Source organism: Victivallis sp. (genome assembly GCF_048170485.1).
Classification (GTDB): Bacteria; Verrucomicrobiota; Lentisphaeria; order Victivallales; family Victivallaceae; genus Victivallis.
Map to the genome: position 1 here is coordinate 1 of NZ_DBEXAY010000230.1, position 12,177 is coordinate 12,177.

Sequence of the window (12,177 nt, forward strand, 5' to 3'; positions counted from 1 at the left end):
ATTTTCCAACCTTTTCTGAAAGGAATCGAAGAGATGAAAATATTTTTTCCCTACAGAAATTTCCGAGACGGTTCATTTACTCTTATTGAACTTCTAATCGTAATTGCGATTATCGCGATTCTGGCGGCAATGTTGCTCCCCGCCTTGAACAAGGCGCGGGAGCGCGGTCGTGGAATTCTGTGTATTTCGAACTTCAAGCAGATCGGTACGGCGGTTTTCATGTACGCTGACAGCAATCAGGGATGGATGCTGCAGACTGATACAACCTATAACAACGGCCGATGGTATGAGCGGCTCTGGAGCCACCTTGGCTTCGGGGCGTATCAGGGAAATTCCTCCGATGGAAGTTTTTTGCCTGCGAAAAGCCCCTATCTCTGCCCCTCTGCAACGCCGGAAGAGACCTTTTATTATCGGAATGAAACGGAAAATCCGGCTTTGATGACGCTGAAATTCAACACCAAATGCAACGACAGTACACTCTCTGTACCGCGTTATCACAAGGTGAATCGTTGTAGAACTCCGGCCAAAGTCAGTTATCTTTATGATGCCAGACGGGTCACGGAATCCGGCGGAGTGGATGCTACCTGGGAGTGCCATATTGACCCGCACAACGTGAACGCGGTGCAGACGGTGCTGGACTTCCGGCACTCCCGCAAGGCGTCGCATCTCTTTCTGGATGGTCACGCTGTTCCCCATGAAATGCCGCGCGGCACCAGTTTTGATCCTGAGGCGTTGGTCCGGTACGCCGGCGCATGGTGTGTCAATGCGGAAAATGTCAATCCTTATTGGAACTGAAGGAGAAAGATATCATGAACAGGGTTCTGTCACTTTTCTGTATGGTTCTGACCGTATGTTCTCTCTCTGCGGCGGAGGCGGCGAAGTTGGAGATTCTGCCCGGCCAGAGTTGGAAAAGTTCTGACGATGAGTCCGGAGGCTACCGGATTGCCTATCCCGGCCGCGGCTACGATGCCGTGACTCTCGTTGCATCGCTCCGGCAGGGAAAATTTCATCGGCTCTCGTTTGAATACCGATTCGACAATCCGAAACAGAATCTTATCGTGATGGGGAAGATTCTGCATACCAGCTTTTCCCAGGTTCCGGAGTGGACTCGGGGGATGTGTTATTTTTATGCCGACGAAGAGAGTGGTACCGAAAGGATTCGGATCTATTTCAATCCAGAACCGGGCCCGGCCAATGCCGGGATTCGCAACATCCGGCTGGAGGTTCTTTCCGAAGAGGAGTTGAAAGCTGATCTGATTCCAGGTGGGCAGTTTGAGGCGGGGATGTTGCCGCAGGGATTTTGGCGTCCCGGCTGGAAGCAGACGTTCAGCGGCAAATTGACCGCCGGTACCGATTTTCTCAGCGGCAATCGAAGTCTCGAGATGATGAAGCCGGAGGGGGATTCGCCCAATATTCTCATCACGCAGCCGCTGCCCATGTTTCCTGGCGGAAAGGCAACACTGAAATTCTGGGCGAAAGCCTCGGTGGCGCAGCCATTTGTTACCGTGCTTGATTTCTCAGCAAAAGGACAGAAAAAACACCATTACGATTTGAAGAGACATCAGGTTACTACGGAGTGGCAGGAGTACACTCATTCTGCATCGGTGCCTTCTCTGGAACAGGAACCGGCGCTGAAATGCCGGATGATGCATGTACAGTTGCAGCGATTTAATCAGCCGGGGAACGTCTATGTCGATGGAGTTTCTTTTCAGGTGACAACAGATGAAAAATAAAGTCACGGCAGTTTTGACGGCGTTGCTGTCGGTGGTCTCCCTCTCTGCCGGGGAATTGGCGTTTAACAGCACCTTCGATTTGAAGGGCGCAGGGTATGTGTTGAACTGGTACTCCGAGCCGGACCGTAATCCGGAGCTGACATTTCATCCATTGGAATTTCTCCGGGAAGATAAAATGTCCTTCGGGCGCATCCGCAATCCTTTCGGGGAGTTCTTCGAACTGCACAGTCGGGAGTTTCTTCTCCGTAAAGGGGAAAAATATCAGGTGATTTTGCGGGCGCGGAGCAACCGCTCCGGTCATCTGCTGCGGGTGATCTGCTATGCAGTGCCGGAACGCACCTATTACGTGTACAGCAAGATCTTCTCGCTGGACAAGGAGTGGAAGGAGTTCTCCTTTGAAGTGGTTCCGCAGGTAACGGCGAATTTTCACTTCCAGCTCTGCCCGGGATTGCACTGCAACCCGGATGTTCCGGAAAAAGCTCAGGTCGATATTGCGAAACTCAGCATCTGCGACACCCGGCCGGATTCTGCCGAACAGGTGGAGTGTGCAGTCTCTCCGCTCCAGAGCGTCTGGTTTGCTGACCGGGAGAGCCGGATCGACTTTTCCGTCCGGCTGAAAAATTATTCCGCAGCGGCTGTCGAGCGGACGATTACCATCCGGGCGGCGGGAGAATATCCGCGTTCGATTCTGTTCTCGAAAACTTTTCCCATTCGGCTGGCGGCGGGGGAGGAGAGCTCTTTCATATGGCAGGAGGCGGTCGATCGCTTCGGCTTCTTCCGGCTTGAGGTCACGGGCGCGGAACGCTGGTCCGGTGGCGCGTTCAACCGGATGGGATTGTACCGAAAAAGAGAGATCGATGTGACGAAACAGTTCTGCGTTGGTGGTAACGGCGGCGCGAGTTTTTTACGGCCACCACAGGTCGCAAAGCCGGCATTTGTTGCGCGCGGTGTAGGGGTCGGCAAGGAGTTGGAACTGCTGGCGCAGGCAGGTTTTCGTCTGTTGCGCGAACATGATGGCGGTGATTCGACGGTCTGCTGGCCGCTGGTACAGCCGTTTCGCAACCGCTGGGATTTCCGGGTGGGAGAGCGCATTCTCGATATGTATCGAAAATATGGTCTGGTACACATGCCGGTTTTCGGAAATTATGAATTCGTCCGCCCCTTCCGTTCGTGGGATGGAAAAAAACAGCCCGACTGGCTTCTGGAACAATGTGGAACGTCCGCATGGGATCGCGGCTGGAATGCAAAGCAGGTATTGGAGATTCCGCTGGATCTCTGGCGGAACTATATCCGTAACTGTATCATGCATTACAAAGGCGCGCTGAAGCTCTGTGAAATTCTCAACGAACCCAACCTCCATATGACGCCGCAGGATTATATGGTGTATTTGCGCGCAGCATACGAGGAGATCAAAAAGGTGGATCCCTCAATCGTGGTGAACGGCATAGGGATTACTTCCGACTTTGGAGCACGGGATCAGACCGAATGGGAGAACGCTTCACAGCAGCTAAAAATGCTTGATTTCATCGATTCGATGGGATTCCATCCCTATTCGGCCCGTACACTCAACTCTCCGTACCCGGCTGATCGGGAGATCGCCGGGTTGAAGCGGTGGCTTTCCCATGGTTCCAACCGTTCCATTCCGCTTTGGAACACTGAGTGTTACTATCTGGCAGACAAGAGTTCGGCGCCGGAGGACTGCATTGAACCGCATCATGCCGCACAGCGCTTTTTGACGGATCTCGGAGAAGGGGTGTCGCTTTCGTGTCCGATTCACATTCGACAGCTGTTTGCCCGGGTGCTTATGCCGGAAAACAGGGAGCTTCATGAAACGATGCCCGGTCCGGTTCTGACTGCTTACAACCGTCTGGCAATTCTGCTGGAAGGAGCTGCGCCGGCGGGGAAACGGAAGTTTTCTCCCGGAGTCGTCGCCTATCGCTATACCGCGCGTGACGGTCGCCCGATCGGTGCGGTCTGGCGGTTCGGTCGGGGCAGTGGAATCTTCGCCGATCTCAGCAGATTTACGGTGCAGGATATGTTCGGCAACCCCGTTCCGGAAATGGAGACGCGGAAGCTCGAGATTACGGAATTGCCTTTCTTCCTGCTGCCGAAGAGGGAGGATTTTTCTGCTGCGTTTGAAACATTGGACCTTGTGCTGGAAAATCCTGTGGTCTCTGCGCCGCTGGTCAAAATTGCGGGGAGAACGCTATATGCGAGGTTGAGTAACGATTCCCCGGAGGAGATCTCAGGGTACGCCGGATTTACCGGCGCAGGTTTTTCTGCCGATGGGGTGACTGCGTGGCGGCTGCCGCCGCACTCCACCCGGACACTCTCTTTACCGGTGTATCGAAGTCCCGACTTCGATGATAAACCGGCGAAACTCCAACTTCATTATAAACACCGTAATTTCACTTTTCCGGTTTCGTCTGTTTCGGTACGGAAACTCCCTGCTGACCGGGATATTTCGTTCTCCAGCTGCGATGAAAAGGTTCAGGCTGCAGTGCGGTTCTCTCGAACACCGGAAAAGGTGACGATTCGGCTTCTGGTCCGAGAACAGACCGATGGCGGTGCACGCGGAATGAGATCGATGTGGGAATGTGATTCTGTGGAACTCTTTCTGGACAGTGCTCCAACGGAATTCAATGCGAGACATCCGAAAAAATACGACTCCCAGGTGTCGCGTCTCTTCATTCTCCCCCGGGAAAAAGAGGAGAAACAGCTTGTAGTCTGGTCGGAGAAATTTCGTCCGGAAGAGTTGAAATATCAGCTGAAACTTTTGCCCTCCGGGTATGAGCTCCTGCTGACCCTCCCGGCGGAAAAACTGTTGGATTGCAATCAGTGCTTCGGTTTTGACTGCAAAGTCAACGATGCGGAAAAAGACCGGGAAAAAGCGATTCGAAGCGCCCGGCTTGGAAATCTTTCAACCCCGTTCAACGATCGGACGGCATTCGAGCTGGTTGCTCTGCCGCGATAAGGAATCACTCTTTGTCGCGTGTCCGGCGGGGGCGGAGCTTCTGCGCCGCCTCCACCAGTTGCGCATCGAGTTTCGGCATGAGGTACTCCAGCGGCGTCCGTTTGCGGTAGACGGCGATCCAGACGCACCAGAGAAGGAGCAGCAGACCGGTCAGTTTGTTCTGCACACTGTCGAACTCCCAGCCGAAGCTCCAGGCGAACTCTCTCTTGTGGAACGGCAGGAAGTACGGAATCGTCCACCCTTCGCCGGAACCGAGCAGATCCATCAGAAAATGCAGGTGTATCAACCCGGTGAACAGCAGAAAACACTGCCATCTATGGGTAGAAAAGCAGGTGAGAATTCCGGCGAGAACCACGCCGTAAAGAAGATTGTGCCCGTACACGTGATGGGTTGCCCAGTACGCTTCCGCTCCCAGCACATAGGTGACGCCGTCCAGGTCGGGCAGCGTCGCCGCCAGCATGGCGAGAAAACGCTCCCGCGCCGTCAGCGGGAAACAGTTGGCTGCGCACCAGCCGCTCATGATATGGCTCTGTATGTGCATGGAAGCCCTTCCGCTCTCCGTTCGCCGGTGCAATATCTCCTTCTTCCGCGGGGAATTCCGGCGGATTCTGTTCCTTTACTATACTCGAAATCGCTCTGTTTGCAAGTTCCGGCGGAAGTGCGCCGCCACGGCAGAACCGGTTTCGCAATTCTCCGCAAAAGAATCGGAAATCATCTTGCAAGCGGTGGCGAACCGTGTATAGTAAGAAAAAAGTCACCATTCTGACGAAAGAGAAGGCAATCCTTATGGGCAGAATCCTTACCGAAACGGTCCCCATGCGCGACGGGGTAAAATTGTTCACCACCATCCATTTTCCGGAAGGGGAGGGGCCGTTCCCGGTCCTGCTGGTGCGTAACCTCTACCGCGGCCGGGGCTCCATCGCCGCCACACAGCCGGTGACAGAGCAGGGAATTGCTCTGGTGGAGCAGGATGTCCGGGGCAGCGGCCGCTCCGAGGGGCGCTGGGAGGAGCCGTGGATTTAGGAGGCCGACGACGGCGAGGATTGTCTGAAATGGATCGCATCTCAGGCGTGGTGCAACGGGCGTATCGCCATGCGCGGCGCCTCCTACCTCGGGGCTTCCCAGTGGTTCGCCGCCCGGTCCGGCCGGAAGGAGCTCGTCGCCATCGCTCCCGGCGTCGCCCCCTGCAACTATCACGAAAGTCCGAAATATCAGGGGGGCGCCTTTATTCTGCAGCAGAACATCGTCTGGGCGCTGGGAACCTGGCAGCGCAATGTGGTGCCCGAAACGAAGCAGAAACCTTTCGAGGTGGAGGCGCTCTCCCGCCATCTGCCGCTGCGGGATGTGGATGAGGCCGCCGGGCTGGGCGTCGTCCCCTTCTGGCGGGCGTGGCTGGATCACCCCTGCTATGATGCGTACTGGAGGCGGTTTGACCTGGCCTCTTTCGTCGACCGCATTCAGGCGCCGGCCTTCATCTGGAGCGGCTGGTTCGACATCTACACGCAGGGGGCGCTCGACAGTTTCCTGCTGATGCGGAACTCCTCCGGCAGCGAGAAGGCGAGGCGGTTGACCCGGTGCGTGATCGGCCCGTGGACGCACGGCGAAGAGCTCGGCGAACTGCCGCGCGGCGACGATTTCTCCCGGGAGAAACATGTCGATGTTCCGGCGGAAGCGTTTCTGGTGTCGTTGCTGAAAGAGCAGGAAACGGCCTCTTCCGCCCCGTTGCGGTACTTCATGTTCGGCACGAATGAATGGTGCAGCGCCGATGCCTGGCCGCCGGATGGAGTGCGCGAACGGAATTTCTATCTGCACAGCGGCGGCGCCGCCAACAGCCGGTTCGGCGACGGCGTGCTTTCGGAGGAATTTCCCGGCGGAGAAGTTCCGGATTGCTTCATCAGTGACCCGCACAATCCGGTTCCCACCACCGGCGGTCACGGCATCTGCGTCGTCAACGGCTCCCACGATCAGGCGGAGGTGGAACAGCGGAGCGATGTTCTGGTGTACACCTCGGCGCCGCTCCGGTCGCCGCTGGTTGTTGTCGGACGGGTGACGGTATTGCTCTACGCCTCCAGCACCGCTCCGGATACCGATTTTACCGCCAAGCTGATCGATCTCTATCCGGACGGGCGCGCCTTCAATCTTGCCAACGGCATTCTGCGGGCACGGTACCGCCGCTCGATGGAACAGCCGGAGCTGCTGCAACCCGGCGAAATCTGTGAATTCCGGATCGACCTCTGGAGCATCGCCAACTGTTTTCTGCCGGGGCACCGGATCCGGCTGGAGATCGCCGGGAGCGACTTCCCGGAGTTCAGCCGCAACAGCCAGACCGGCGGGTCGATTGCGGACGACGTCGAACTCCGTGTCGCCCGCCAGACGGTGTTTCACGATGGAGACCGCCGTTCCTGCCTGATTCTGCCGGTCCTTCGAAAGTGATTCCCGCTGAGATGCCGTGGGGCGAAAACGGCCGGGACGGAGGAGTTCTTCCGGGATCTTCCGCGTCGATGATGCAAAAGCCCGATGCGGGAAGGAAAAACTTTTCAGGGATGATTCTCGTTTTCTGCGCTCTTCCTGTTCCAAACCGCTCTGATGCTCACTGAAAAATCCTCCTCTTCCTGAAACACAATGTCATCGAGCCATATCCGGCCGATTTCTGCTGATTTGAAGGAAGAAAAACCTATCCGGACCATCCGCCACTTCAGGTCGGGATATTCGGAAATATCCGAGGGGATGGAGAGTTTCCACCGATACGGCCGCCATGTCTCATCGATCTTGAAGGCGCGTGCCTGCCAGGAGTGCTTCTTCTTATGGTCAAAAGGCGGCCAGAACGGAGACCACACACTCACAGTAGCATGGAGATTCATTTTACGCGACCCTTTTGCCCAAAAGGAGAAGATATAACTCCTGCCGGGGACAATCGGAATGTCGCGGCAGCAGATCCCCGCGGGCCGCTGGTCGCGCTCCGGAAGAAACAGTTCCAGACTCTGTTCGCCATTCATGGGATTTACATCCGCCGCGATCCTGAACTGTGCCGCATTCCGCGACAGAGGCTCTCTTTTCCAGAAGTCTATTCCGGCGGATTCCTCTTCAAAATTCCAATTCGGCAGTAGATTTTTCTGCAGGTCCTCCGGAGTCATCATACAACAGTTCACGTTTCGCACCAGAATGCTTCCGGGTTCTCCCTTTTTGACTGCAATACGGAATTTCATTTCCGAGGCCTCCGGATTATATACATACATGGTGCGCGTTCTCCAATCGTCTGTTGGCTTGAATTGCCATCCGGTATTTTTTTCTCCGGGGGAAAGAACCACCGAGAGGAGCTGGTCGCCGTTCCCCTCCCGGCGATCCTCCCATGTCAGTTTATACACGAGTTCAGACCGTACCGGAAAAACCTTGGAAAAAGCAGGATTCCTTTGGGCATCGAGCCGAATGGCATTTCCCCCCGCGGCAGGTTTCTGCCCCTGGGCCGGAGGCGCCGCGTATCCGGCTGGATTCATGCAGAGAAGACCGCAGAAGAGTATCGAACAAACAGATAATCTTTTCATACATCAGTCCTTTTCAGAGTTCAACAATACCGAAAAGCGTACGGTCCTTATGGTTGTTTTCTTCATTGGTCCAATGGAGCTTCCGATGAGATTTTTTCCCCGGAAGCGCATCGTTGAATTTCACATCGAAACCAAGCATTGTTCCGAATTTTTCCGCCGGCAATGTAACTTTGAGACGATATCCGTCCGCCACAGCAGTGAACGAATATGTAATGTCGTCGTAACGGAAACGGTGATTCCGGCGGTGAAACCAGACCTCCATCTGCTTCTTGCCGCTGAATCTGGGCAGAAGAAATACACGGAACGTCTCCGGCGTATAGCGATAGGAATGTGCTGAAAGGGAATCCGGCTCCGCATCGAAAAACAACTCCACGGAATCTTGTTCCCACGGTTCCCGGCCGGCAGCATTTGAACCGGAATTCGTAGAATCCCGGACCGTTGCTTCAAAAATGATTTTTCCATCCGTCTTGCGGATCACCCAGCTCGCGCGGAAGTCACCGTCGCTTAGAACAACCTGTTCCCCTGCCGGAATTGCGATATTGTCTCTGACTGTGACGGGAAACGCCGTCATCATGTTTCTTGCATATATCTGCAGCGTGGATTCAGAATCGCCTCGTTTGGAGCGAATCGGAATTTGGACATTGATAGCGCGTTTTGCAGGGATCACGGCATTGATGTTTTCTGCTGCCGTTATCCTCCGTCCCTGAAACCCGATGATCGCTTCATACTGCTCTGATGAATCATTGCGAATCGTTGCAAGCAGATATTTCCCGGCAACGTTTCGTGTCGCAGGAGCCGCAGAAAGCGGGTTGGTAAACCTGAATCTGAGATTCTTAAGTTTCTCCGTAAACTCCCTGTCGGAAAATCCATCGGAAAGAACATAATACGGAGCCTCGGCGATATTGAGATATCCTTCTCTGGCGCGATTCCCGTAAAGGTCAAGCACTTTCATGCCGGAGAAATCCGCGGATACTCCATGTTTTTTTCCCCAGTTCCAGACTGCGGCAATCAGTTTTCCCTCTTTGCGGTAAAGATAACATCCTACTCCATTTGCAACTCGGAACTTCGTCACCGGCCGGGCCGCTTCGAAGTAGCGCGCCAGCGCATTGCAGACGACGAATCGTCCGTTGGGAACGAGTTCAACGATGGAATCGGGACTTGATTCACCCTCCGGAGCAATGTTGTAACGTGACCAGAGCAGATCCCCCTGAAAAAATGGAGCCTGTGCCACACGCTCGCCGAGATCAGTAAGAAATCGTGCTGCAACCTGTGCCGGGTTGCTGGCGCTGTGGTTCTGATTCGTATCGAAAACGTAGTAGAGTTCCGTATTCCAGATCGGCATTTTTTGCTCATATTCCGGCCCGAGACTTTTCCGAAAATTTTCAATGTAGCGATCTGCCGGAACAACAGAACTCAACTCTCTTCCCTGATACGGATGAAACGATGCAATGTCCATGTATTTTCCTCCGCCCTGCTTCATCACATCTGTCACGAAACGATCTCCTGTTGTTCCGAAATCCGATGTAACGCAGAGGCCGATCACCCGGGATCCTGGATCGATCTTTTTCACTTCCTCATAAAAACTTTTCAGGTACGGGAAGTAATCTTCCGCACTCATCAGGCCGTTGGGTTCGTTGAAAATTTCGTAAAACCGGATGCGCCCTCTGACACGGGTCACCATGTTGCGGACATAGTTGCGCCAGAGCTCCAGCGGAGGCAGCCAGACCGTGCCTTTGACATTCCGCCAGTTGTAATCCTTGAATTCCGCTTCATGACTGAGAGCATCGAGCCATTCTGCACGGCGGGGCGGATGCCACCAGCGTTGTTTTTTCGTCAGACGCCAGGAATTAACCCGATCCACCACCTCCACTAATTCGAACCCATGTTTTTTAAAAAGATCCAACTGAAAATCCAGATTGGAATAGTCCCATTTCCCCTGTTCCGGCTCCATGAAGGCCCAGGAGGTCGGTTCAATTCCGCCATCGTGGTTTCGAATCAGTCTGCAACCCATTTTTTTCCAATATTCGAATCGTTTCTCCATATCGGCATTGAATACCCGGACTCCACGATTGGGATCCTCTTCGGTTTGTATTACAAAAACACCATCATTGATTCCCAGGCAGAAATCCTGCTCGAAGTTCAACTCTTTGCGTTCGTATTTACCGATTACCGCAAATGCCGCCGGCAGGGAATGCACTGCACCGTCCGCAGCGGCGGTAACACGGAACGCCCCGTATCCGGTCTTCAGCCGGACGGGGATTTTTTGGACCTCTCCCGGAGCAAGGGTGACGCTCATTTTTACTGAAACGGAATTTTTCGTCAAGTATTCGTCCGTCGCGGTAACTGTGACGGTTCCTGACCACCTTTTATCAGAGAAATTCCCCGCTTTCAGTATGGTTTCGACATTGCTTTCCCCATCTGCCACAATCAGTGGCTCGTCGACGGAAACCGCCAGTTCCAGCCCGGTGCCGGAGGTCGTTCCCGATTCAAATAATTCGAGTTTATCAAGAAAAATATCGCTGCCGGGGATCTCTTGATTGTCGGCATTGCGGATTTGAAAATGATAAAAGAAAGGTTTTCCGTCATGGGGACCGGTTTTGAACTTGAATTCATATGTTTTCCAGTGAGGGGTCATCTCCGCCGTGAAAAACCAGCCCCGCCACTTGTTGGCGACACTGTACGGACGGAACAGCAGCTTCTGTCCGTCAAACGTGGATTTCCCGCAAAAGCGGAATGTATAATCCGTGTTCGGCTTGAATTGAAACTGACGGGAATGTATTTCAAACCGGTTTCCGTGCGGGTTGGAGAGTTTCAGGACAAACTTCCCATCTGCCTCTGGATCCTGGACCGTGACGAGAGGAAAAAACTGCAGACCGGGGTTTTGATCGAACCGCAGAACTGACCGAAGTCTGAAACCATCCGTTCCAAGTTCAAACGAACCGTTCGGAACAAGATTTTGTGCAGCAAGCAGCGCGGGCAACAGAATCGAAAGCGAAACATCCAAGATTTTCATGATAGTTTCATCTTTTCACTTATAGGGATCCCAGTTGTTGTTAAGCTGGAATACATTGTATAAGGTATTGGGGTCATGTGAAGCAACATGGCCATCAAAGAAAAGGACGTTCGCCCTCATATTATGGGAATATGCAATACGGGCTGCCGTTGACAGGGGGTCCGCGCTCGTTCTCTGAAGAGCCCAGTTCCCCTGGGAATTCATATTGTTGTCTGCTCCGCGGGCTTCCGCATGAAGAAGTTTCGAAGAGGGTTTTTTCACCTTGCGCAAATCATGCGCGTAAAATTTGTCGGAGGTGATCAGCGAGGTCGTTGTTGCGTTCATTCCGTAAAAGCTGATCCTGGGACACCCCTGATATTGAGAATAAGACCCCGTCATGCATTTCCTGATTTCGACTTCCGGGCATAACATCTTGGGCGGGCACCACATGTCGCGCCAGTCACGTTCCGATTTCCCGATGAACAGGCAAAGATAGGTAAGCCCTCCCTGTTGCGCTGAATTGTACCAGTAGGGATCCTTCCAGCCGGATGCAAACAGAGGAACAATTCTGTCAGCATTCATCCCTGCGTAGAGCGATGCGGCAGTCCCCAGAGTCCGAAGATTGTTTGTACATGTAATTCCGCGCGCCATCGCACGGGACTTATTTAAGGCGGGCAGAAGCAGAGCAGCCAGGATTGCTATGATACTGATACAGATAAGAAGCTCAATAAGAGTGAATAATCTTCTCCCCTCCGCCGTCTGCGACGACTTCCGGGTAAAACCGTTCCTCGTATAAGCATTCATGATCCAGTTTCCTTTCAACGATTTTTACTTGGACTCTTTTCCGCAGAATCACTGCAAAGTTTCAGGACTTTTCTAACTTTAATTATACTACGGACAATTTATTCTTGCAAGACATCAGAGAAGGGAAATAAT

Annotated in this window: 7 protein-coding genes and 1 pseudogene; 4 read left to right on the top strand and 4 right to left on the bottom strand. The window is 53.8% G+C overall.

Annotation, left to right across the window (positions count from 1 at the left end; genetic code table 11):
- Positions 1–33 precede the first annotated feature (33 nt).
- The 3 genes from ACMLHG_RS11985 (at position 34) to ACMLHG_RS11995 (ending at position 4,707) form a co-directional block, all read left to right on the top strand.
- Entirely contained in the window at positions 34–795 is a 762-nt protein-coding gene (locus ACMLHG_RS11985) for a prepilin-type N-terminal cleavage/methylation domain-containing protein (protein ID WP_295809090.1), read from the top strand.
- Between the two features lie 266 nt (positions 796–1,061).
- A complete protein-coding gene (locus ACMLHG_RS11990; RefSeq protein ID WP_417170640.1) occupies positions 1,062–1,733 on the top strand; it encodes a hypothetical protein in 672 nt (223 codons plus the stop codon).
- A complete protein-coding gene (locus ACMLHG_RS11995) occupies positions 1,723–4,707 on the top strand; it encodes a hypothetical protein (RefSeq protein ID WP_295809085.1) in 2,985 nt (994 codons plus the stop codon). Before ACMLHG_RS11990 ends, ACMLHG_RS11995 begins: the two co-directional genes overlap by 11 nt.
- A 4-nt stretch (positions 4,708–4,711) precedes the next feature.
- Here ACMLHG_RS11995 and ACMLHG_RS12000 read toward each other — a convergent pair whose 3' ends face one another.
- Positions 4,712–5,248 carry a metal-dependent hydrolase gene (locus ACMLHG_RS12000; RefSeq protein ID WP_295809082.1) on the bottom strand — a complete coding sequence of 179 codons (537 nt, stop codon included), beginning with the start codon at positions 5,246–5,248 and terminating at the stop codon, positions 4,712–4,714.
- 275 nt (positions 5,249–5,523) lie between these two features.
- Between ACMLHG_RS12000 and ACMLHG_RS12005 the strand changes: the two are divergent.
- A pseudogene (locus ACMLHG_RS12005) lies at positions 5,524–7,140 on the top strand (CocE/NonD family hydrolase).
- Positions 7,141–7,244: 104 nt separating this feature from the next.
- Here the strand turns inward: ACMLHG_RS12005 and ACMLHG_RS12010 are convergent.
- The 3 genes from ACMLHG_RS12010 to ACMLHG_RS12020 are packed head-to-tail and all read right to left on the bottom strand — an operon-like array spanning position 7,245 to position 12,045.
- Complete coding sequence (locus tag ACMLHG_RS12010) at positions 7,245–8,249, bottom strand: hypothetical protein (protein WP_295809076.1); 1,005 nt, start codon at positions 8,247–8,249, stop codon at positions 7,245–7,247.
- Between the two features lie 13 nt (positions 8,250–8,262).
- On the bottom strand, positions 8,263–11,262 hold the full coding sequence (locus tag ACMLHG_RS12015; RefSeq protein ID WP_417170641.1) for a sugar-binding protein: 3,000 nt from the start codon (positions 11,260–11,262) through the stop codon (positions 8,263–8,265).
- A 15-nt stretch (positions 11,263–11,277) separates the two neighbouring features.
- A complete protein-coding gene (locus tag ACMLHG_RS12020) occupies positions 11,278–12,045 on the bottom strand; it encodes a prepilin-type N-terminal cleavage/methylation domain-containing protein (protein ID WP_295809069.1) in 768 nt (255 codons plus the stop codon).
- Positions 12,046–12,177: the final 132 nt, after the last annotated feature.

Bases quoted from the DNA above. Each gene is read 5' to 3' on its own strand.
- ACMLHG_RS12000 (WP_295809082.1), bottom strand. From the start codon at position 5,248: ATGCACATACAGAGCCATATCATGAGCGGCTGGTGCGCAGCCAACTGT.
- ACMLHG_RS11990 (WP_417170640.1), top strand. From the start codon at position 1,062: ATGGGGAAGATTCTGCATACCAGCTTTTCCCAGGTTCCGGAGTGGACT.
- ACMLHG_RS12010 (WP_295809076.1), bottom strand. From the start codon at position 8,249: ATGAAAAGATTATCTGTTTGTTCGATACTCTTCTGCGGTCTTCTCTGC.
- ACMLHG_RS11985 (WP_295809090.1), top strand. From the start codon at position 34: ATGAAAATATTTTTTCCCTACAGAAATTTCCGAGACGGTTCATTTACT.
- ACMLHG_RS12020 (WP_295809069.1), bottom strand. From the start codon at position 12,045: ATGAATGCTTATACGAGGAACGGTTTTACCCGGAAGTCGTCGCAGACG.
- ACMLHG_RS11995 (WP_295809085.1), top strand. From the start codon at position 1,723: ATGAAAAATAAAGTCACGGCAGTTTTGACGGCGTTGCTGTCGGTGGTC.
- ACMLHG_RS12015 (WP_417170641.1), bottom strand. From the start codon at position 11,262: ATGAAAATCTTGGATGTTTCGCTTTCGATTCTGTTGCCCGCGCTGCTT.